This is a genomic window from Streptomyces sp. KPB2 (genome assembly GCF_003950055.1).
In the GTDB taxonomy this organism is placed as follows: domain Bacteria; phylum Actinomycetota; class Actinomycetes; order Streptomycetales; family Streptomycetaceae; genus Streptomyces; species Streptomyces salinarius.
Window position 1 is genome coordinate 1 of record NZ_CP034353.1, and the last position, 22,485, is coordinate 22,485.

Annotated in this window: 15 protein-coding genes; 10 read left to right on the plus strand and 5 right to left on the minus strand. The window is 70.3% G+C overall.

Going from position 1 to position 22,485, the window contains the following annotated elements:
• Positions 1-102: 102 nt before the first annotated feature.
• The 9 genes from D1J63_RS00005 to D1J63_RS00035 all read left to right on the plus strand — a co-directional run bounded on the left by D1J63_RS00005 (position 103) and on the right by D1J63_RS00035 (position 8,856).
• The gene (locus D1J63_RS00005; protein ID WP_125627152.1) at positions 103-897 is read left to right on the plus strand and encodes a hypothetical protein; all 795 of its coding nucleotides are present in this window, start codon (positions 103-105) and stop codon (positions 895-897) included.
• 728 nt (positions 898-1,625) lie between these two features.
• Positions 1,626-2,576: a helix-turn-helix transcriptional regulator gene (locus tag D1J63_RS00010; RefSeq protein ID WP_241235479.1), complete on the plus strand. Its 951-nt coding sequence runs from the start codon at positions 1,626-1,628 to the stop codon at positions 2,574-2,576.
• Positions 2,577-2,992: 416 nt separating this feature from the next.
• Positions 2,993-3,745, plus strand: a complete 753-nt coding sequence (locus tag D1J63_RS00015; protein ID WP_125627153.1) for a hypothetical protein — start codon at positions 2,993-2,995, stop codon at positions 3,743-3,745.
• A gap of 405 nt (positions 3,746-4,150) precedes the next feature.
• The gene (locus tag D1J63_RS00020; RefSeq protein WP_125627154.1) at positions 4,151-4,384 is read left to right on the plus strand and encodes a hypothetical protein; all 234 of its coding nucleotides are present in this window, start codon (positions 4,151-4,153) and stop codon (positions 4,382-4,384) included.
• A gap of 629 nt (positions 4,385-5,013) precedes the next feature.
• A complete protein-coding gene (locus tag D1J63_RS36975) occupies positions 5,014-5,193 on the plus strand; it encodes a hypothetical protein (protein ID WP_241235480.1) in 180 nt (59 codons plus the stop codon).
• A 57-nt stretch (positions 5,194-5,250) separates the two neighbouring features.
• Complete coding sequence (locus D1J63_RS36980; protein WP_241235481.1) at positions 5,251-5,877, plus strand: hypothetical protein; 627 nt, start codon at positions 5,251-5,253, stop codon at positions 5,875-5,877.
• The gene (locus tag D1J63_RS36985; RefSeq protein ID WP_241235482.1) at positions 5,835-6,119 is read left to right on the plus strand and encodes a hypothetical protein; all 285 of its coding nucleotides are present in this window, start codon (positions 5,835-5,837) and stop codon (positions 6,117-6,119) included. Before D1J63_RS36980 ends, D1J63_RS36985 begins: the two co-directional genes overlap by 43 nt.
• A 334-nt stretch (positions 6,120-6,453) precedes the next feature.
• Entirely contained in the window at positions 6,454-8,178 is a 1,725-nt protein-coding gene (locus tag D1J63_RS00030; RefSeq protein ID WP_125627155.1) for a hypothetical protein, read from the plus strand.
• Positions 8,179-8,616: 438 nt separating this feature from the next.
• Entirely contained in the window at positions 8,617-8,856 is a 240-nt protein-coding gene (locus D1J63_RS00035) for a hypothetical protein (protein ID WP_125627156.1), read from the plus strand.
• Between the two features lie 22 nt (positions 8,857-8,878).
• On the opposite strand, the gene D1J63_RS00040 is transcribed toward D1J63_RS00035, so the two are convergent.
• The 5 genes from D1J63_RS00040 to D1J63_RS00060 all read right to left on the minus strand — a co-directional run bounded on the left by D1J63_RS00040 (position 8,879) and on the right by D1J63_RS00060 (position 20,655).
• Entirely contained in the window at positions 8,879-9,064 is a 186-nt protein-coding gene (locus D1J63_RS00040; RefSeq protein WP_125627157.1) for a hypothetical protein, read from the minus strand.
• A gap of 85 nt (positions 9,065-9,149) precedes the next feature.
• Positions 9,150-11,597 (minus strand): DEAD/DEAH box helicase, encoded by a 2,448-nt coding sequence (locus D1J63_RS00045; RefSeq protein ID WP_125627158.1) that lies wholly within the window; start codon positions 11,595-11,597, stop codon positions 9,150-9,152.
• A gap of 156 nt (positions 11,598-11,753) precedes the next feature.
• Positions 11,754-17,696, minus strand: a complete 5,943-nt coding sequence (locus D1J63_RS36990; protein WP_241235483.1) for an SbcC/MukB-like Walker B domain-containing protein — start codon at positions 17,694-17,696, stop codon at positions 11,754-11,756.
• Positions 17,693-19,066: a DUF2398 family protein gene (locus tag D1J63_RS00055; protein WP_241235484.1), complete on the minus strand. Its 1,374-nt coding sequence runs from the start codon at positions 19,064-19,066 to the stop codon at positions 17,693-17,695. The genes D1J63_RS36990 and D1J63_RS00055 overlap by 4 nt, the downstream gene beginning before the upstream one ends.
• Positions 19,063-20,655 carry a DUF2397 family protein gene (locus D1J63_RS00060; protein WP_125627159.1) on the minus strand — a complete coding sequence of 531 codons (1,593 nt, stop codon included), beginning with the start codon at positions 20,653-20,655 and terminating at the stop codon, positions 19,063-19,065. The genes D1J63_RS00055 and D1J63_RS00060 overlap by 4 nt, the downstream gene beginning before the upstream one ends.
• 819 nt (positions 20,656-21,474) lie before the next feature.
• On the opposite strand from D1J63_RS00060, the gene D1J63_RS00065 reads away from it, so the two are divergent.
• Positions 21,475-22,470: a hypothetical protein gene (locus D1J63_RS00065; RefSeq protein ID WP_125627160.1), complete on the plus strand. Its 996-nt coding sequence runs from the start codon at positions 21,475-21,477 to the stop codon at positions 22,468-22,470.
• The last annotated feature ends 15 nt before the right edge of the window (positions 22,471-22,485 follow it).

The following is a 22,485-nucleotide window of genomic DNA, read 5'->3' on the forward strand; positions in this document are numbered from 1 at the left end:
GAACGATGTAATTTCCACCCCGTGTACACCTGGGAGAGCATCAGCGGGCCTGGCACCATCGACGATCTGGTGGCGGATGCCCATGCCGCTGGCTATCCGGACATGAACGTGCGGCGGGTTCACGACTGGATTGCCAAGGGGCTGCTGGACCAGCCGCGTCGTCGTACCCGGCGGCGCGGCTCGGACAAGGCCGAGCACAGCGCCAACCAGCGCTGGCTGCTGCTGCTCCTGCTGGACAAGCGGCAGCAGGTGGCGCACCTGAGCGCGCTCGCGCAGGTGCCGCTGGCCATGTGGCTGTGGTGGGACGGCTGCGTCCCCACGCGGCAGGCGCAGCGGGCGTGGGTGACGTGGGTGGGGCGCGGGCGGCGCAGCCAGGAGGTGGCGCGCGAGGGCGCGGTGGGTCTGCTGGAGCAGGTCGGGCATCAGCTGGCGGGCGAGACGGCGCGTACCCGGTTCGTGCGAGTGATCACCGAGCTGGGCAACGGCAAGGCGCTGACAGTGCGCGGGCGGGCCGAGCTGCTGGACGTCGTGCGGGATGTGATAGAGCCGGAGTCGGTGTTTGCGGCCAGCGGCCTCGTCCGGGCGCTCGGGCCCGTGCAGACGCCGATGACCGTCGAGGCGGTCGTGGGCCACGTCGAGGCCCTCAGCGCCGCGCTGAGCCGCACCCTGGACGGGACCGTGGACGGTGCGCTGCTGGAGCGTGCCCGTGCCGTCTACCGTGCCTCCATGGCCGACTACCTCGCCCAGCGCAGCGACCTCGCCGCCCAAGCCGGAGAGCTGGCCGGCCTCTTTCGCGAGACCACCCCCCAGGAACAGTTCGACCAGGCCGGGAAGCAGCTCCTGCTCGTCGTAGGGATGGAGCTACTCCACGGCCACGCCCGACCGGCCGGGCGGTAGGAGCGGCATACCTCACCGACCAGACAAGGCGCAGCCCAACGGGCGGTTCACGATGCCCTTCGAAGGGAGGGTCGTCGGAACCTGCGGCCCCTCACGTCACCGAGGCGCGCGAGGTCCTGCCACGTTCAGCCCCGCTTCCGGTCCTGGGGGGCCGTCCGTATCACCGTGCGTTGGTGAAGGGAGTGCCGTCTAGAGCGTCGGTTTGTCCTCCGTCTGGCTGGGCGGGTACGCACATCGAGCCGGCATCGAGGCGATGTCGGCTCGATGTGCCGGCAGGTGCGGGTCCAACGCGCCTGCCAAGGTCCTGAAACGGGTTCGGGCTTGCGACCAGGAGCCGTCAGGAGTCCACCGGCGGCTGACCGTCGGTGTCGTTCTGCTCCGACCACAGTCATATAGAAGGGGCCCTAGCCGCAAATCGGCTGGAACAAACAGTAGGCCGCCTTGGGGGTAGTCCCCCGGGAAGCCGCCGTCCCTGAGGCGGCAATGGCGCTCTGGCCCGGCTGCAGATTGTGGGACGGGGCGGGGAACGCTCGCGAGGCCAGAACTTCCCATAACGCCGAAAGTGGATACTGGGCGCGGCGGTGCAACGGTGGTGCGTGGAAGGCTGTGCACTGCGTAGTCCTCTACCGGCAGGGTCCAACTACCGCTGGACTTCGCCTTCTTGCGACCAGTAGCCCGGACCCCGGCGCATCGTCGGCGGCCCTTGCCAGAACGGAGTCCCTCGTACCGTGAACACCCTCGTCGCCTCCCGCGTGGTCGGAGCGGCGCGCCCTCCGGCCGACGGCACGGCGGAGCTCCCCTTCGCCCCGCTCGCCAAGCACCTGATCGCCCTGCGCCGCGCCGCGCGGCTGGACCAGCGCACTCTGGCCCAGGTCGCCAATATCTCCCGCGGCGCTGTCCAGCGTGCCGAGCGGGGCCTCGCGGCCCCCACGCCGACCGTCCTCGACGCCTACGTACGCGCATGCTCCGGCAGCCGGAACGACCACGCCCGGGCCCATGTCCTGCGTGCTCGCGGCCGCACGGCTCAGCGTGACCGGCTCCGTCACCTCGATGCCCCGGCTCCCGCCCTCATCCACACCGCGGACGACCTCGGTGCCGCCCTGGCCGCCGCCTACGAGCGGGCCGGTGCGCCCCCGCTGAGCGACGCCCGCTTCACGGCCGGGCGCACGCCCCTGCCGCGCACCACCGCCTGGCGGATCGTCAAGCGCAGGAAGCTACCGCCCACCGCCGAGCAGTTGGTGACGTTTCTGACTGTCTGCGGCATCGATGCGCCCGGACAGCGCCCGTACATCGCCGCCTACCAGCGCATCACCGCCGCGTTCGATGCCCGCCCCACGCCCCCGCATGTACGGCGCATGACCCGCTCCGGGGGTCTTGGTCGCTCGGGCCCCGTCATGTTCACCCCGCGACGTCTCCGGCCTCAGGAACTGGCCTCGAATGCAGCGAGCTTGGCCCAATACCTGCCCCCGGAGGCTCTCAGGAGGGTTTTCGAGGCCGTCATGCACTACTGGGGCGAGGAGGCAGCCCGCAACGGAACCTTCCTGCCCGAACTTCACCTCGCAGACTGGGCCACCGAGTTCCCCAGCCTCTTGCTCATCCGCTCCGCGGACGGCCGTATGACGTCCCACGAGCTCAGGGGCGACGAGCGATCGTCTATGCAGGATGCGGCCACCGGCTGATCCACGGGCCGGACGTTTGGCGAGGGTCTGCCTCAACACTTGCCGCTCGCCCACGTGGCACGACCACTGTCACCGCGCCGCGCGAGCCCAACGTCGGCGAACCCGGCCAGAAATGTCCGGGCCGACGCCTGGCCTGCGGTGATGAGCAGCAGCAGGTGGTACGTCATCTCTGCGCCGGGCGCCGAAGCCGCTGGCATCTGATCCTTTCAGCCTGCCACGATCGTCCGGTCGGCGCGGGGCCGGGCGTCGGTCCCCGAACCCGCACCGCTCCTCTTCCCCTGCCTGCCGCCGGGTCCCTTACCCCGCTATACCCGAAAGGTTGTGTTTTGTACTGTTCTGTTCGTCGCGGCCCCGGTGCCGCCGCAACTCCCGGCCCATCCGTCCTTCCTCCGGGGGGGGCTGTGGGAGGCCGGAACGTGAAAGGCCAGCCTTCGCGCAGGCAGGCGGTCCGTCCAGTCCCGGGCGCGGCCGAACTGGCCGAACTGCGCGCCTGGCTGGTCCGGTCACGCGGGGACAAGTCCTTCGGCCAGATGTCCGAGGAAGCCTGTGCGGCCGGTCATGTCGTCACGGAGCGGACCTTGCGCCGGGCGGTCGACGGCCGTGTGCCCACCTACAGGGTGGTGCAGGCCTGGGCCGCCGGTGCGGGGGTGGACCCCTCGCGGGGCGAGGAGCTGCTGACGCGGGTACGGGTCGCTCGCGAGCCCCGGGCGCGGGAGGGATCCGATGCTTGGCGGATCACCACGTCGGCCGGTTTGGTGCGGGCGATGAAGCGTGTGCGTGCCCGGGCCGGACAGCCCACCGAGCGTGAACTGGCGGCGCGGGGCGGCCCGCGGCTGCCGAGGTCGACGCTCGGTGCGGTGCTGCGCGGGGAGAGTCACGTCACCGCCGAGCTGCTCCAGGCGTTCCTGTCGGCCTGCGGCGCGCCCGACACCGAGGCCGGCGCACTGCTGGCCGCCCGCGAGCGCATCGGCCACCCAAAGGACCACAGCTTGGGGTGGTATCCGTGCGCAGCCGCCGAACGCGCCTACGAGGACTGGGAGAAGGAGCGCAGCCGGGCGCGCTACCGGGCATCTCCGAGCCCGACGAGGACGGTGACGACGAGGACTGGTACGAAGCCGTGCTGCGCGCCGGCCGATTGGGTCCCGGCCCGCTCACCGACGACGAACTAGAGGCCATGGAGGTCGAGGCCGCGGCCCAGACGCAGAACCGGGAGCCGCTGGACGAGGTGCAGGCCCAGTTGCGGCAGATGCTCCTGCGCCACCTGCGCGATCCCCCGTAGCCGGAGGACAGGCTCACGCGGGGCTGCCCGGGTCCTGCCGACGCAACTCTTCGGCGTGGCACAAGTGTTCGGGGCGCGCGGGCTCCCGGCCGCACCGAATGAGACGCAGATCACCGAGAGGCGGCTAAATTCATTCGCCGAGGTGAAGAAAGGGAGGTCAAATCACCCTCCGGTCAGGTAGCCAGAGCGGGCCCGGGTCGAATTCGGCCGAGACGAGAAAGGAGGCGGGAGGCTGCGCACGATAAGGTCATCACCGTCAGACATCACCGCTTGAGAGAAAGGCAGAACATTCACCATGGCCGACCACGATGACAAGCCGTCGGAGTCGGCCGAGACGCCCGATGACGCCCCCGGCGACAAGCCGGGAACCGGGCCGCGCAAGGCGGCCACCTTCTACCGCGCTTTCCGGCGCGGGATGGAGACGGTCTACTGGACCTTGGGGATCCTCCACTACGGAGGCGCCCTCGCCAGGCAGGCGTGGCTGCAGACGCAGGAGCAGCTCTACTCGCTGCTCCAGCACCTCAGTTAGGGCGGCAGGACCCGGTCCCACCGGCTAAGTGGTCCCGGGCCCTGCACCGTCTCGGCCCTCCCGCGAGTCCTCGAATGTCGAGTCCGTAGGGACTCGCGGGAGCATGAAGCACATCCGAGACCGTGTCCGGCGAATCATCGTTTCCACTTTGCCGGACACGGCATTCTACCGCGCCGCCGTATGGAATCACCGTACGGCGGCATTAATTTTCCGTGACAGAATTTCAGACAGCATTTCACAATGTGTGTTCCGTCTGCTCCGTTCACGATGCGTGAATCCGAGGACTCTCCCCCTCGATTCATACGGGATGATTTCCGGGTGTTGTCTCAGCTTTCCAGATCCAGCATCTACTTTTCCGCCGGGTAGAGAAGTGAAATGCTAGCCCGCGACACAGGATGAAAGTTCCGGAACAAAGTTCTCCCCGGTTTTCCGCGGCGCCCTGCGTGCACCAGCCAGCACGGTCCAGGCCGTCTGCGCGGAGCACCTGTCAACGCGCAGGCCGCGAACCGCATCGCACGGGCACCCGCAAAGGCTCCGTCTGAGGCGAAGGGACGGGACGACCGGAGGTGACACCGGACCAGCGAGGCAGCCCGTGCAGCCTCTGGTGGCCGCGTTGTTGAGGGGCGACGATGTCCCGTGGAGATCACCAAGCGGGGGTGGGCGTGGAGCTGACGGCGTTCTTCAGCAGCGGCGACGGATGGGCGCAGCCCTGGGTGCTGGACGTCGGGCTGATCGAGGCCCTGCGGTTCGGCCCTCTGGAGGGCCGAACCGATCTGGACGTGGCGATCGCGCTCACCCGGCTCCTGTAACACGACTTCGTCTCCCACGGGACCGACGACCAGGGCAGGCATCTGGACGACGAGAACGTGCCCCTGGTCATCAAGGCGCACCGCGCCGTCCTGGAGCACCTCGCCCTCAAGCCCCCGACGTGGGGCCGTTTCGGACCGCGCGCCGGGACTGCTTCGAGCAGATTCTGGGACCGACGAGGGACGCGCTGGAGAGCTGCAGGAGCTGGAGTACGAGCGCCGTTTCACCAAGGGCCGTCGGGCAACTTCAAGAACCTGATCTTCGCGGCCGACGGGGCGAAGCCCCAGATCGTGCTGCGGGACGCCGTGAACAACGACGTGGAGATCGTCCGCCACGCCGATACTTGTCTGGTGTTCACCGATCCCCTGCCGCCGCATGGGCTGACCTGGCGCCAGTTGGTCGACTGGTGGGCGGAGAACCACCAGCCGGGGGCGGATGGGAAGATTGCGACGGAGAGCCTGTACCGGCGTCTGTACCGGTCGCTGGATTCCCCGCCCGAGCAGCTGGTGATGCGGAGCTACTGCGCCCGTTACGCCGAGGAAGGCGGTTTCGACCTGCCCGCGCTGATCCCCCACGTCTACCTCCACTACGACCCCTACACGCGCAGAGCGCTAAACAGTCTGGGGCGCTGTTCCGGCAGCGGATGGACTTCCTGCTCCTGGCGCCGGACCGCTCGCGGATCGTGATCGAGGTCGACGGAGTGCAGCACTACAGCCGCCCCAACCCACCCGACGGGCAGGGGCGGATCTCTCATACCGCCGTGCCGCGGCTGTATGCGGAGATGGTCGCTGAGGACCGTCGGCTGAGGCTGGCCGGATACGAGATCTACCGCTTCGGCGGCTGGGAGCTGACCGGCCCGGGCGGGGAACACATGCTGACGGACTTCTTCACCGAACTCCGCGCCCGGCATCAGCAGCTGGCCCTGTGACCTCAGAGCGGGGCTGGCTGCAGGACGCTCGCCGCGGGCGGCCGGGGCGCAGCCTTCGCGTCCGCGCGGTTCGTCCGGGACATGGCTGGCAGGCGGAGGGCTGTCAGCGGCATCCAGGGCTGTGGTGGACGGCCGCGCCCGAGCTGTCCGCTTCGGCACCGGCCGAGCAGGGACACGGGCGGTCTGCTCGGGCCACCGCCACGCCCTCCAAGCTTGCGATGTGGCTGTGCCCTGCACGGCCCGATTTCCAGCAGGGAACGGGGGCGCAGCATCTAATGTGAAGGGCGGGGTTTGGGGGGCGCCGGTGCGTGACTCACGGCTTGTGCAGACGGCGGTGATCGGCAACGAGCATTCGGACGTGCCGGTCGTTTTGCCCGTAGCGGCCATCGAGCTGGATGCGTTCCGACGGCGTCATCGTGGTGACTCCTTCTGGTGCGGCCTGCTGCTCGGGGGGTGCGGGGCTCGTCTGGCGGACAAGCTGTACGTCGACAGGCAGTGCCACTTCCAGCACTATCCCGCCGGGCATCACGTAGGCGAGGCGGTGTGCCGGCGCCGTGGTGTCGGCGAGTCGAGCGCCGACCACCTGTACGTGAAGGGCGCGCTGCAGGCGTCCTTGGCGGGTCACGGGCGGGCGGCACAGTTCTCCTATCCGGATCCGATCGGCTCTGTACTGGACGTCGACCTGGACGATGGACGGCAGTTCAGGGTTCATCTCGACGGGAGGGTCCGCCCGGTCTGGGAGGGCAGCGTGCCGTTTCTCGGGGCGGGTCTGCCGCTTGAACCAGGAACGCTTTCTCGGTGCCGGTACGTGTACCGGGTGCGTGTGCAGAGCGAGGGGGCGGACCGCCGGGTCTGGATCGGCACCGAGAGCCTCGCCCGCCCCACGGAATGGGTGCCCCTGGCGGATTGCGGGTGGACGGCGGACGGCCTTGTCACCGAGGCCGCGCAGCGGATCTTGAAGGATTCGCGGGCGGACCCGCTCCCGCGCACGCAGCCGCTGCCGCAAGCGGTCACGCGTCTGATCCGAGGACTGGAATCGGCGCAGCGGTCCGGCACGGTCGAGCACGTCCGCCGGCTCTGCGAGGGCAGTGGCTCCTTCCTTGAGACCCTCGAGTCGCACGCGCGGGCGCAAGCGGAGCAGGCCCTTGCCGAAGCCCGTACTTGGCTGGAGGGCCATATGGGCTACCAGCAGAGCGTCTTCGCGGACCTGGAGCGCGCCGTGGGCGACAAGCGTGCCTTTGATGTGCGTGAGCACTACAACCGGGCCACCGCCCTGACCCGGCGCGGTGCCAGCGCCGCCGAACTGCAGGTGCTGCAGAAAGCTCGCCTCTTCCTGCAGGAGAAGAACCACCAGCCGGCGCCGGACACGGCTGCCCGTAGACGCCAGGCGCTCGACAGGCTCGCTCCGGCCCCGCCGCGCGCAGGAGCCGTGCTGCCGCCCCGGCCCGATACGGACGACGCACGCGTGCGACGGCAGCAGCAGGAAGCCGTGCTGAGGGTCCAGCGTCTGGTGGCCGAGCACCAGCAGACGCACATGTCGCCCAGACGCCGTGAGGAGAAAATCCGGGAACTCCAAGACGCCGTCACCGCGGCCGGCAGCGCCCTGACCGGCAGACTCCGGCGGCAGGTCCGGGCACTGAGGGACAAGTACGCCGTGGACAAGACGGCGCCCTCAGAGCACGTCCCGCGCCCTGCCGCAGGCCTGTCGGACGAAACCCTCGCCGCGGCGGCCGCAGCGGTGCGCGGCGCTCTGATGCGGGTAGCCCGTGCCCAGCAGACCCTCACCTGGGCCGCTCTGAAAGGACAACTGGGCGCCGCCCTGCCCGACATGACGGACCTGGAGCGCCAGCGCCTGATCGCCCTGGTGGACGCGGCGTCACAACGGGACGAACCGCTGCTCTCCAGCGTCCTCGCGGCCGCCGACCCACAACTGGCCGAGGCGTACCGGCTCTCCGCGAACCTCCTCGGCGGTCGCCTGCCCGCAGACGACCGCGAGGTCCTGCGCGATGTCATCGACGCTGACGTACATCACACGCACGCCTACTGGCACCCCCGGTGACAAGGCTCGCGCAGCCAGGAAGTGGCGCGTGAAGGGGGCTGTGGCCCGCTTTCGCACTCGCCCAACGAGGTGCAGCTGACCGGCTTCGTGCGCCAGTCGCCGCGCGCCGCCGTCCGTGGTGACTTCACGACGAGGAGGGATTCCTGCGCGCTGGACCCGGGGCGGCACGCGGCCCTTCGCTGACCGGGCAGCCCACATCAAGGCCATGGCCGAACGGCTCCTGCGGGGCCAGGCCGCACGCGCCCTGACATCCCAGCCACCATCCGTACCGCCGCGGACAGCCGTGCCGCAGCCCCCCGCGCCCGGACAGGGTCCTCAGGGACCAGGCCGACACGTCTGAGCGGCGGGGGACGCCCTCTTCACCGGCTGGAGACCGCCCGCGCGCTGCTCGCCGCCCGCGCACGGATCCTGGCCGGACCCCGCCCTTGGCCCTGGCTGATGGACCCGTATGGCGTCGTCGAGGAGGCCGAGACTCGGCGCGAGCGGGACGCGGCCGTGCGCCAGTGCGAGCGGCAGTTATGTGACGGGGAAGAGGCCGAGCAGCAGCGGACGGAGGCCTGGGGCGACGACCTCACCGACGACGAGTTCCAGGAGCTGCAGCGGGACGCGGCCAGCGCAGGGCGGAGCAGCTTGCACGCCGCCGCGGACGCCCCGGCGGCGGCCGAGCCCGACGGCTGACGGTCGCGGCACGGCCGCATGCCTACAGGGTTCTGGGAGGCTGCTTCAGCTCGAAGACGCTTGGCGGGGTGCTCGGCTGGGGGGCGGGAGCCTGGCGCAGGACCTGGGCCAGGTCGCGGCGTATCCGGTCGGCCTCCCCGCGGACCTGCACGGGGACGTCGCCGCGTTCGGCGACGAGGCGGTCGTAGACGGGGGTCTGCTGGAACACGGCGGGGCGGTTTCCCTTCAGCGGGCGGTACGCCGGACCGGCGCAGCATACGGGCCCCCGGACCCGCCTGCTGGCAGCGGGGCGGTCAGGCCAGGATGGCGGGGACGGCGGTCTCGGTTGTCCAGTCGCCGTCGAAGAGGGCGGCGACCAGGCAGGCATGGGTGTCGGGGAGCTGGCCGGTGCGGTGCTTGGTGCGGGCTTTGGCGAGCCAGGCTCCGATCTTGACGGTGTCGCCGTCGACGCGGATGGTCTCGCGTGCTGTGGGGGCGCGGCCTTCGCGGTGGAGGAAGAGTTCCAGGAGCTGGACGGTCTGTTCGAAGGTCCGGCGGGTGCGGCGGGCCGGGGCGAGGGGGTTGGTGTCGGGGGTGAGGCCGAGGGTGGTGAGCAGGTGCTGCTGGCCGGGGTGGAGGGCGGCCCAGGTGGTCAGTTGGCGGTGGAGCCAGGAGCCGATCTTCACCCCTGCCAGGAGGGTGTCGCGGGTGAGGGCGGCCGGATCGGCGCCGGAGGCGAGGTGGGCGCGGAGCAGGTGGTATTTACGGTGCCAGTCCGCGCCGTGGGGCAGGCGCCAGTCGGCAGCGAGGGCGGTGAGTGCGTCGGCGCGGGCGGCATCGAGGGTGTTCTTGGTGGCGAGGTGGCGTTGTTCGGCGAGCCAGGCGCCGACGGGGGTGGTCGCGGGGGCGGCGAGGTGGCCGTGCGCGTGGTGGTAGTCGGCGGCGGCGGCGAGGCGGGAGCGCCAGGCGGCGTCGTGCTTGTCCCAGATCATGCCGAGGGCGTCGAGTTCGGCGATCCAGTCGGCTTCGAGGCGGCCGGCGGTCCGGGCGTCGCGCATGGTGGTGATGAAGGTGCCGAGCCGGTAGCCGGTGGGGGCGGTGTGGTCGGTGGGGACGTCGAGGTGGCCGTACTGGTCGTGGTAGGACTGGGCGGCTGCCAGGCCAAGGCGGCGGGAGCGGGAGACGGCCGCGTCGCGGGGGTCGAAGGAGACCAGGTCCATCGCCTGGGCGATGCGTTCGGGGTGGACGGTGAAGTCGAAGTGCCAGCGGCGGGCGATGACATCGCTGGTCTCGCGTGGGAGGCGGTTGGCCTTGTCCGGGAGGCGTTCGAGGATGCGGTGGTCGTGGCCGGCCAGGGCACAGGCGATCGCCCACACCGGCTCGTAAGGAGTGCCGAGGATGTTCTCGCCGTCGGCGCCGGGCGGGACGTAGACGGGGACGATCAGGCTGGCGGTCTTGCCGCTCACGTCGAGGCGCAGGGCGCGGCCGAGGGCCTGGACGCAGCGGATGACGCTGCGGGTGGGGTCGGCGAAGACGATCGCGTCGACGCTGGGGATGTCGACGCCTTCGGCGATCAGGCGGGAGTTGGCGAGGATCGCGCAGTCGGCGGCGGCGAACGCGGTGAAGGTGTCGGCGCGCTGGGCTGGGGTGTGCTCGCCGTGGGCGAAGAACAGCTTGGGGGTGATGTCCGGGACGAGGCCGGGGTCGGTGCGGGCCAGCAGGCGCAGGGTGTGGGGGAGTTCGCGGGCGAAGCGGCGGGCGTCGGAGACGAGGTTGAAGTAGACCAGGACCTTGCTCAGGCGGTGTTCGGTCATGGCGCGCAGGACGGACAGGTGCAGGGCGGTGGTGCGCAGCGCACCGTCGTCCCCCTGTTCGCCGGAACCGGCGGCGGTGTTCGTGGTCGTGCCTGGGGCGGGCATGTTCAGGCGGCGGCGCAGGTCGGTGTCGGTCAGGGTGGGCACCACGATGCGGTAGTCCGCGGCCCGGCCGTCCTCCACCGCCTGGGCGAGGGTGTATTCGAAGACCTTCTTGCCGTACACCTGCTCGTTGTCCATGGAGTTGACGAACGCGTCCAGGTCCCCGTCCGGCTCGGCGGTACGGCGGCGGCGCGGGCGGGTGGTGTCGGCGGACTCCGCCAGTTCCGGGGCGAGGAAGGTGCGGGGGGTGGCGGTCATGTAGAGGCGGCGGTCGGCGCGGATGCGCTGTGCGTCGTTGGCGATGGCCCACTTCTTGTCGGCGCGGCCCGCGATGCGGTGTGCCTCGTCCATGACCGCCAGGTCGAACGGCGGCACCGCGTACCCGCTGCTCTGGGTTTGCTCGATCTTGTCCAGGGAGTCGTAGGTGCAGATCACCGTCAAAGCCTGGATTTGGTCGGGCCCCTCCCCCACTACCGACATCGCCGCCGCCAGCGCGAGCGGGTCGCTGGTCGAGCCAACGCGCGCGGCAACCAGGTCATCGCGGCCAGCGGCGTCCAGCGAGGAGACGATCACCATGTGCTCGCCGTGGCCGTCGCGGCGCCAGGCCAGTGCGGTCTGCGCGGCCAGGTCCAGGGTGGGGACTACGAACAGCACCAGCCGTGCGCGGAGTTCGTCCGCCACCCGGATCGACACCAGCGTCTTGCCAGTGCCCGTCGCCGACACGAACAGTCCGCGCGTTCCCGCGCGCCGCAGGTGCCGTGCCAGCCGCTTAACGGCCTCGGCCTGGTCGGGGAAGAGCCGCGACCGCTCGGGGCGGCCGGGCCTCGGCAATTCGACCACAGTCATACAGCTCTTCCTCGATCCGAAGCAGGCGGCGGCCGGGTAGGCGGCGAAGCCGCCGAGGCTACCTGGCCTGGGGCCGCACGGCAGCCCAGCCGTGCGCAGAGGTGCCCGGCGGTATCTCCCGGCCGTTTCCGTCAGCCCTTCCGTGCCCTGTATTGGTTATCGCGCCTGGGAGTGCAGTCCGCTGGCGAGGTTGTTCTGGGCCATGTCGTCTCGCTCAGCCGGTGTGAGCCACCGGGCGGATGAGCCGGCGGTGGTCCGCTCCACCCACAGCACATCGTCGACGGCTTCGGCGACGGCGTGCAGGTGGCTGATCACCATTACCAGGCGGTCACCGCCGGCTTGGGCGCGCAGTACCTCCAGTGCCAGGTCCAAGGCGGTGGTGTCGAGGGCGGCGAAGCCCTCGTCAAGGAAGAGGGAGCCGAGAGTCGGCCCGCTGCGGGAATGCAGTTCGGCAAGTGCCAGGGCCAAGGCGAGGGACGCCATGAACTTCTCCCCTCCTGACAGGCGATTTGGGTGGTGTGCGACCCCGGAGCTGCGGCTGATGATGTCGAAGTCGTCTGCGAAACCGAATCGACCGTCGGACATCTGCCCGAGTAGATCGCTGGCGACGCCGAGCAGTGCGCGGGTTCGCAGGGTGGTGAGGTGGCCCAGGAACTTGGCGTCGACCAGTTCGCGGCGTAGTACCTCGAGGGCTTCGTAGCGGGCTTCGCCTGCGGTGATGGCGAAGTCCAGGTCAGCGGCCGGCTTGATCAGGTCCTGTGCTTCTCGCTGTTTGCAGCGCTGGTCTTCGGCTTCTTTGGTTGCCTGCGCAGCTGCGGCAACGAGGGGGTGAAGTGATTTGGGTGTGGTCAGGTCGGCTGAGGCGTCGATGTCGGCGAGTGCGGCTGCATGCTCGCCGAGGCGGCTTTCGGCGGCGGATGCGCGTTCTGTCGCCGTGGTGGCTCGCTCGATGAGCTTGTCGCCGAGTACTGAGGTCGTCGTCGACAGGGCGGCGGCGTAGTTGCGGACCTCGGCGATCGTCGGCTGGGTGGGAGCTTCTGGCAGCGCTGGCCGGTCGGCCTCTTCGAGTCGGGTGCGAGCTTGGTCTGCGGACTGGGCCCATGCGTCGAGGTTGTCACGCAGTCTGTCGAGGGGGCGTTCCAGGCGGGTGTGGGTGTCGTGGTCGAGGGTGCGCTGGTCGGCGAGTACTGCGGTCTTCTCCGCTCGGGCTGCTTCTCTCTGGTCGAGCAGCTCTTGGAGTTCGGTCTGCCGGGCGTTGACCGCTGTGGTGGCGGCGTCCGTCTGTCCGATGACGATGTCGATCGGATTCGGCGGCAGCATCGCCTGGATGCGCGCTGGAAGCATGCCGATGTCGGCGGCGGTCCTTGTTACGGCCCGGGCATGCCGCTCTTGAGCTGCGGATGCATCTTTTGTGTCGCGGTGATGTGCTTTCTTTCGTTCTGCCAGTGTTTTGTGGTCCGCTTCGATTCCAGCGGTGTGGCGGTGCGTTTCGGCCTGCAGCTTTTCGGCGTGTGCGGTGGCCGCGTGTTCGCATGCTGCGATGGCGTGGGTGATCGCTGCGGTGTCCTGCTCGAGGTGCTGCTGGTGCGGTGATGGGGTGGTGCTGGCGGCGGGGGCGGCCAGGGCAGTGGTAGCGGCGGTCAGCCTTGCTGAGGCTGACCGGGCGTCGAAGTCTGTGCCTGCTGCGGTGGCCAGCGCCTCCAGGCTTCGGAAGGCTCGTTCTGCTTCCTGGGTCGTCTCCTGCGCCGTCTGCTGTGCGCTTTGGTGCTCGTGGTCGCGTTCGAGCACCGCTTTGTCGGCGGCGGTCACGGCGGCGCGGGCTTCGGCGCGCAGGTCGATGGCCCTGTCGTGTGCGCTCTTGGCCTGCTCTCGTTGTGTGTGCGCTTCAGTCAGTTCTTCCGCGTCGGCCGTTGTGGGGTGGAAGTCGGCCGGGAGCTGCCGGCGGCATACAGGGCAGTCGTCGTCGGGGTGGAGGTCGGCGGCGATCGCGGCTGCCTTTTTCCGCAGCCGGAGCGCCTCCAGGTGTGTCTCGGCCGCGGTGAGATCTCCGTGGGCCGCAGCTGCCTCGGCCTCCACCGGGCCGAGGTCTTTGTGGGCGGATTTCTGCCGGTCCACTGCGGTGGCATGGGCGCGCGCGGTGTCAGCGACGCGCCGGGCCGCCAGGAGGGCCGCGTCCAACGCGGTGCGGACAGTGGTGCTGTGCGTGCGGATCTGCTTGCTGGTCTGGGTGGCGGCGCGGGCTGCCTCTGCTGTCGCTTCGACGTGTGCGGCCCGTTCTGCCAGTTCCGCTTCAGCCGTGGCGATGGCATCGTGTTCGTCGTCGAGTTGTGTGGTGAGGGAGGCCAGCCGGTCGCGTTCGTCTCGGTGTTCCTCGGCGGTTTCTGCGAGGGTATTCAGGAGCATCGCGGCCTGGGCGAGGGCGTCCCGGCCTTCTCCTTGCTTCTCCGCCGCGGTGATCGCTCCGGTCAGTTCCTCTTCCCTGGCCGCAGCCTGTTCGGCACGCCGGTTGAGAAGGTCGCGCCGCATTTTGCGGTTGACGGTCTTCTTCCAGGCGGTCAGGGCGGCCCATGCGGTTCCGATGGCGGAGGGCAGGCGGCCGATGACGAAATCGCGCAACGCAGCCGCTTCCGCGGCGTCGAGTGCGGCCTTGGCCCGTCCGGCGAGGGTCTGGGCTCGCTGGGCGGCGGTGAGGGGGTCGTAGTGGGTTTCCGCGTGGGTGAGGACGAAGGTGTCGAGCTGTTCGATGCCAGCGGGCGGGTCGTCGCGGGCGATGGTCCAGGTCTGGGCGAGGTCGGCGCGGACGGCGTCGTAGCGCTCGCCAAGGGTCTTCTTGGAGGCGGTAGGGCGGCGGGCCAGCAGGTCGTCGACGGCGGTAAGGAGGTCGGCCGTGTCGGTGTCCTGGGAGATAAGGCGGGGGTCGGCGCCAAGGGCCTGAGCAAGGGGAGGCCAGGCCAGCAGTGCGGTCAGGTGTGCCCGGGTGGTTTTCTGCAGGGGCAGGGTTTCGTTGAGGCGTTCTTGGGCGGCGATGAGGTCGCTTTCGCAGGTGCTGAGGTGTTTTTCGGCGATGAGGGCTTGCTCTGCGGCGTGTTTGAGCTGCTGGTGGAGGTCCTTGGCCTGTGCGGTGGCCTGCTCGTAGCGGCGTGCCGCGTCGTCGGCGTCGCCATGGGCCTGGGCTTCGGTGAGTTCTGCCTGGGTCTCGAGCACGGTGGCGTGCATGTCCTGGGCGGTGTGCTGGAGTTTGGCGAGGCGCTCGGTGAGGGCGGCTTCGTCGGGCAAGGTCTGCACGATGCGCTGGATCCGGGGCAGCAGTCGTGTGGCCAGCTGGGTTGCGCAGCCGTTCAGCTTCTGGGCGGACGCCTGGCGTGTGTCGATCAGCTGGGCCAGGCCGCCGGGGTCGGCGGGCAGGCCCAGGCTCCGGGCGCGGGTCTCCCAGGCGGTGCGCAGGCGGATGTGTTCGGCCGCGGCGTCATCGGCCTGCCGGCGCAGGGTCCGTGCGGTGCGGTGGCGTTCATGCGCCGTCTTGGCGGTGCGGGAGCGTTCGGCCTCGGCGGTGGTCAGGTCGTCCCTTGGCGGGAAGCCCCGTCCTTCGGCGCGGAGGGCGTCGCGTTGCTGGCGGCGCCCGTCGGCGAGCCGGCGCTCCTCGGCGGCGCTGGTCTCGAGTTCCTGCGCGGTGGCGTCGAGTTCGTCAGCCTTGGCGCGTGCCCGTGCGAGGCGGGTGCGGGCTCCGATGTGTGAGGCGACGGGGATCGGGCTGCTGGCGGCGCGCAGGGCGGTGGCAGGGTCGGCGGCGAGGGGTCCGGCGGTGAAGGTGCCGTCGCGGCCGATGACGAGCGTCGGCGTGTCCCGGTGGTCGGAGGCGGTGGCGGTGGCGGCCAGGGCGATGCGCTGCAGGACGGCGTGGGCGAGGTCGGCGTGCGGGTGGCCGGGCGCAATGTTGAGGACATCGGTCAGGTTGTGCTCTTGGACGGCCCCCTTGGGGCTGATGTGCCAGGCGTGGGTGGTGGCGCCGCCCTCGTGCAAGTGGGCGCCGAGGATTCCGGAACTGGCAAGGGCCAGCTCCAGCAGGGCCTTGTGGTCGTCGGCGTCGTCGAGGGCGGGGTGCCATTCGAGCAGGCTGCCGAGCGCGGTGTCGTCCTCGTCCGGCCGAGCCCAGGAGGGGCGCGGCAGTGGCAGGAGCCGTCCCGAGCGCAGGTGGCGGGCTTCGGTTCGGTGCTGGGCTGCGGTGGTGTCGAGGCTTGCTGCGGTGGCGAGGTGTTGTTGGGCTGCGCTCTCGTGACCGGCGGCGAGGGTTTCGCCGATGCGTAGGGCTTGGTGGGCCCAGGTGTTGAGCTGGTCGCGAACCGCGGCGGGTTCTGCGTGGATGAAGGACTCAACGTCCTCCGTATCCCACACCGTCAGTTCGTCCCCGTCCAGGGTTACTTCGTCGTGCAGGCCTCGCAGAGCGGGGTGTTCGGGTGCCCACCGGGTCACCTCGGCGAGGGCCTGGCGGGCGGCCGAGCGGGCCGCTGCGGTGGCGCGATCATGGGCCTGGCTGGCTTCGTCGTAGGCGCTCTCGGCGCCGGCTGCCGTGCGGTGTGCGGTCGCGGCTGTCTCTTCGGCTGCCGCGACGGGGTCGTGGTCGCGCAGGACCAGTGCGGCCCGGTCGGCCGTGGAACGGTGTTCCTGGGCTCGGGCCCTCCACGTGGCGGCCAGCTGGTCGAGACCTTCGCGGTCATGGGTGAGGGTGATGCCTGGGCCCGGGTCGGCGATGCGGTCGGCGACCTGACGGGTGACGCGGGCCCGGGGGTGGTGGGCGAGCAGGGTCTCCAATGCCACCGGCGGGGAACCGGCCGCCTCTGCACCGGCCAGGGTCTCTGCGAGGTCGCCGATGACGTCGTCGAGGGCTTCTTGGCCGGTCTTGGTCTGGGTGCGGGCCTGCTGGGCGGCGGTGTGCAGGCTGTCGTAGCCGCTGGATGCGGCGCGCTGTTCGGCACGGAGCCGTTTACGCAGGTCCATGACGTGCCCGTGGGAGCGGTAGGCGTCGCTGGTTTCTATGGCGCGGACGACGGCCTGGGCCTTGTGGTGGGCGTTGTCGAGCCGTTGGACGTCGCCTGCAGCCCGGTCGGCTTCGGCCTTCGCGCTCTCCAGCAGGCCGGTGCACTGCTGGACGCGGCGCTTGCGCGTGCTGGCGTCGTCGTGGGCGTGGCGTGCGGCGGTGTGGGCGGTGCGGGTGACGTCGACTGCATGCCCGGTCCATACGCGGGCGAACTCCTCAAGGAGGGTGGCGGCGTGCTCGTCGCGTTCGAACGCCTCGCGGGTGGTGTCGGATTCGGCGAGGGCCTCGGCGGTGGCGGTGAGAACGTCCTCGGCCACGCCGGGCAGGGACTGGCGCAGTGCGTCGGCGGCTGCGGCCGGGGAGACGTCGCCCAGCAGGGTGGGATTGCGCACTTCCCGCAGCCGTGAGGCGAGAAGCCTCAGTTCGCCGGAGGTGGTGGACCAGATGCGGGCGGCGAGGTCTTCGATGTAGTCCTCGGGCTCGGCAAAGACCCGTCCGCCGGCGGCCTCGACGCGGTCGGAGAACTCCTCATGCTCCAAGGCGCTGTTGTTGGGGCCGCGCAGCGCCAGGCCCTTCAGCGGCCGGCCGGGCACGGTGAAGGGGACGACCCTGACGGCGGGGGTGGAACTGGGTGAGTACTGCAGCCGGACACCGAAGCTGACGGCGTCGTCGTCTGCCGCCGTGTCCGGCGTGTTCGGTGCCGGTTCGCCGGCCGGGTGGGCGAACGTCAGCCACAGATAGCCGTAACGGCGGCCCTTGGCCGGGGCGCCTTCGCTCATCAGGAGTTTCAGGGTGGTGGGGCGTGCCTTGCCGGCGGCCAGTTTGGCTCCGTTCAGATCGAGCAGGTAGGGCCATAGGGCTTCCAGCGCGGTGGTTTTGCCGGTGCCATTGGGTCCGCGCAGCAGCAGCCGGCCCGATGCCGCGGGCAGTTCCAGGTCGCCGTAGCGCCACACGTTCGACAGTCCGGCTCCGACCAGCCGCCAGCGACCGCCGAAGCGGCCGGTGTTGCCCGACGGTGCGGGCGCCGGGGGCAGGGCGAAGTCGAGGTCGAGGATGTCACTCATGCAGGGTGTTCCTCCGGGTTCTTGTCGGTCTCGGTCGTGCTGAACAGACCCTGCTGGAGGGTTTGGGGGTGCTTCGGTGTGGGTGTGCCGCGGCGTGAGCGGGTGCGGGCGGTTTTGGGCTGGGCGGTGCCTTCCTCCGCCCACCGGCCGGTGGTGGGGGCGAACCACCACAGGGGCGTCGTCTTGCCGTCGGCCTGCGGGGTGGTGGGGGTCAGCCGGGCCAGGTGGGTGCCCGTCAGCAGGTCGCGGACTTTACCGACGAGCAGGAGGGGTTCTTGGACGTACTCGGTGCTCCAGCCGCCGCGGCCGGAGGCGTTGTTGGCGCCGAATGCCGTCAGTGCTGCGACCACCGCCTCCTCACTCAGGCCGCGCCAGCCCGGCCCGGGGGCGTTCTCAGCGGTGCCGTGCAGGGCGGCGTGGTCGAGGAGCAGCAGCGCGGCGTGGGCGATGGTTCCGGGTGCCGGAAAGGGCATCGGGCCGAGTTCGCTGAGGTGGCGGAAGGCCTCGTCGGGCACCACGAATGCGGCTCCCTCCGCGCGGCGTTCCAGCACGAGCCCGAACGCGTCGGCCAGCGGGCCGCCGTCGTCGCCGCGCACACGCTGGCTCAGCCACTGGGCCTCGGCATCGTCCAGCAGCGCGGTGTGCACACAGGTGTCGTCCACGAGCGCGCGGCGCATCCGGCGGGCGGCGTCCGGTTCGCGCTGTGCCTGTTCCAGCCATGCCTGTGGGTCGGCGGCCGGGTCGAGGGTGCCGGGATTGGCGATGACGTAGGCCAGCCGGGTGTGGTGGACGGCCAGCAGCACGGGTGCTTGTTCATCGTGCAGGTAGCGGTCGAGGTCACCGTCGAGGCGTTCGATCACGCCGCGGTCGTCGAGCATGTGCAGGGCGGCCAGGATGGCCCGACGCTCCGTGATGTCGTGGTGGACAGGCAGTCCGGCCTCGGCAGCGGCGGCGTGGGCCTGGGTGACCAGGTGTCCCACGGCAGTACGCGGCGGCATCGACTCGGCGGCAGCCAGCAGCAGGAAGAACCAGGAGCAGGCGGCGGGACTCGGTCCTCGGTCGGCCCAGGCCTGGGGGCGTGGCGGCGGGCTCTTTCGCAGGCGCACCAGGTCGCGTTCGACGATCAGGACCCATCCCAGCCGGGCGACGGCGGAGCGCAGGGCGTGCTCGTTGCGGCGTACTGCGGCGATGAGTTCGTCGTGGCGGCCGCCGATGAGCCAGCAGGTGGCCGCCAGGCGGCGCAGGAGTGCGGCGACTTCGGCGTCGGCTTCGGGGCGCCATGCCCTGCGCCGCCGATGCGCAGGGTGAGGAAGTGCCGCATCCGATGCGGGCGCCGGCTCGCGTGCGGGAAGGTCCGTATCCTCGCTCATGCTGCGCCCTCCTGCCGGGCAACGAGGGGAGAGGGGCCGTTGTCGGGCGGGTTCGGACCGGTGTGCGGGGTGATGCGCAGGGTTGCGTGCGCCGAGGGGTCCTCCGTCGTCGTTGTTCCCGCGAGGGCGGTGAGAGCCGCGGCGGAAGGACGCTGGCCTGGCCGGTGGAAGAGCGGGATGCGTCCGGGCAGGAGCACCCGCCAGGCGGGGGCGTTCAGGGTTCCGGTCCCGGAGCCGGTGTGGACGAGTGTGCAGGCGAGACCGCCGCTCGTGCCGGTGCGGCGGGGCCCGGTTGCGGCGGCGCGGGCGGCGGCCATCAGGGCGGCGAGCGCGGCCCGGGCGGCGGCCTCGTCCAGCTGCTGGCCGGGAAGGGCGGCCAGGACCGCGGCGAGCGCCCTTTGGTGTCCCGCTTGGCGGCGTGCGCGGGCCTCGGCGACCTGGGCCTTGGCCTTGGTGTCGTCGCGTGGTGCGGCGCCTCTGCCGCGCGGACCGGACCGGCCGGCGGTGCGCAGCAGTGTCGGCACCGGCACCTGCGGTCCGCCGCGCCAGGACGGGTTGCGGCCCAGGTCGTCTGCGTCGGCCTGGCCGTAGAGCTTGCGCCAGGAATGGTCGCCGACCGCGGCCTGGAAGATCTGCACCCCGATCTCCGGGGTCAATACCGCCCGGGCCAGGGCCAGGGCGCGGCTGCGGGTGGAGGCGGTGCCTGCCGAGGAGTGCAGCCGACGCAGGTTGGCGTGCATGCCCGGCAGCGCCCTCACCAGGCGCAGCGAAAACCGTGCGGCCCGTCCGGTGCGGGCGTCGAACCACGCGCACAATCCTTCCCAGTCCTCCGCGCGGCCGCCGCGGGAGGCGCTGAGGGCACCTGCGGCGATGAGGGCGCGGGCCTGGGAGGCATCGACAGCCGCCTGGGCCAGCAGGCCGAACCACGGCCGCAGCACCGCGAGTGCTGCGGCGGCCCGTGCGGAGCCGGAGTCGAGTTCGGCTGCCACGCGGGTGGCGTAGTCGACCAGCAGCCCCTTGAGGTCGTTGGTGTGTTCCTCGTCCAGGTCGAACCGGTCGGCGAGACCGATCAGGGCGTCCTCGGCACCGACCAGGGCGGCGTCGAGGTCGTCGTGGCTGGTGAACACGGAACTCACGGCGTCCAGCACGGTAGCGTCGAGAAGGCTGGCATCGGGCTCGCCCGCGCCCAGGGCTGCAGCGAGCTGCTCAAGGTGGGACACGATGCGGCTGAGCGACACGATTGGGATTTCCCGCGCGGTGACCGTTCCCGCCAGGACCTGGCGGTAGAAGCGCTGGACGTGCCTGCCCGCCGGGCTGGCGGTGTAGCGCCAGTTCCGGGGCAGGATCTCGGCGTAGCGGCGGGCGTGGCTGGTGTCCGACCGGAACGAAACCGCGCCCATGTCTTTCAGCGCGTCCAGGCGTCTTTCTACCAGGCGTGCGTCCAGGCGCACTCCGGCAGCCACCAGCGCTGCCGCGACCTCGGCAACCGTCAGGTCGGTCACCGACCCCTCCAGCACTTCCATGATCGGGATGTATTCGCTGGACTCCGGCCGCACCAGATATTCCACGGCCTTACGCGCGTCGGTCACGCTGTCGGCTGTGGCGGGCTTCTCTTCTTCTGGTGACACCACTCCCCCATTCACGACCGCCATGGGCGCTTGTCCCAAGCCTCCTTTGGAAGGTAGATGCCCCCACTGACAACGTCCTCGGAAAGGCCGGATTCAAGGGGCTCCCGTTATGCCGCTTGTGACGAGAATGCATCACCTCCCCTCGGACAGAGGTGATCAAGAACTACCCCAGGCCAACTGACTTACCGCGCAGCACCACTGGCATGCTTGAGCTGCCTCGATGGCCGCGGCAGCAAGTAGGGGGCTGCCCGCGGAATCGGCGCTGAGGCGACTGGAATCGCAGCCTTCACCTCCGGGAGCTACCGGAAGGTATTCAGCCATGTTGAGGGATGAAGCCCAGGCCATAAGCGTGGCCGTCGAGGGGCGCGCCTTCCATACTCCAGAAATTCGATAAGATGTTCGACTTTTCGGTGAGTTCGTCACTCCGCAACGGCCAGCCGGCAGGGAAGCTCCGGGTCCTCCGCCATGGCTCGGCCGACGGCCTTGGCGCAATCGCCCACGCCTATGGCGTCGATACCGCCTGGACTCAATCGCTCATGAGCCCCCAGCATGGACTCACCCGGCCGCGCGGACCCACGCCATCGGTTGCTCGAGAAAATCGCTTGTGGCGCACCGCCGATACGTCTAGCCTGCGGGCAGGCAAGGAGCCTGGGAAAGTACCTGGGCCACCACCAATCACCTTGAGGTACGGAGCGTCGGAAAGCACCCTCGCCACCACCTCCTCCCATCCCTGCGCACCCCTCCCGTCCGGCGTATGCCGGGCGGGCGAAAGGCGTCCCCTTGACCATCTACTCTCAGCACGCCAACCGTGGGAAGACCCAGGTCCTGGCGACCTACCGGGGTCTGGACGGCGTCGAATCCAAGACTGTGACGAGCCTGGGCGACCCGCGCCTTGCCCTTCCGATCGTCGATGCCCTCAATCGGATCTCCGCCTTCGCCACCGTTCCCGTCAGCGTCCATGACCGCCGGGGGCAGCGTGCGGACTACTACCCGCGCAAGCACCTTGCGGCACTGACAGAGGCTGCCGCCCGTGCCGATCTCCTCTGTGGCGCCCACAGCCTCTGGTACGAGTACGTCTGTCTGCGGCTTCACCAGGCGCTGGTCGATCTGGAGAACGCTCTGGTGAGCGTGCCCGATACGGTCCGTCGGGCGATCCGTTCCGAACTGGAGCTGGAAGAAGCCGAGTTGCGTGCGGCACTCGACGACTTCTCGGGAACCTCCTCGGGACCTGAGACGGAGAACCTGCGTTGTTGGGAGTTCGCCCATCCGTTCGTGAAACATGACGACGGAATGGACACACTGAGCGACGAGACCCGCGAACGGCTCGACCGCCGTGAGGCAGGGCTCACTTCGGAGGAGCGGGAGAAGGCTGTCGCCGGCCTCCGGGTGCTGGTCACAGCGCACTCCCGGTGCACCGGAATGTGGGCCACACTGGACGACCCAAGCTGCGAGCTCTTCGCCGAGCCGCACGACTCCGACGGTTTTTACATGACGGTCCAGGCGCCGGAGCCTGGCGATGACGACGGTTGCTGGGAGGTCGAGGTCGGGCGCTGGGAACCGGACGATCCCGACGAGGAGTACGGGGAGCACAGCAGTGCCACGGGCAGCACCGTGATCGGCTGTGCCCTTCCCGCTGTACCGGACGCCGACGAGGTCGCGCACTTGCTGAAGTCCGTGGAGGAGAAGCCGCTGCTGCTTGCTCAGTGGGCCGAGACGCCGGTGGGCGCGGCGCTCGCGGGGACAACGGCTGTGGTGACAAAGCGCTACGACTCCTGATCGGGCGTCCGCAAA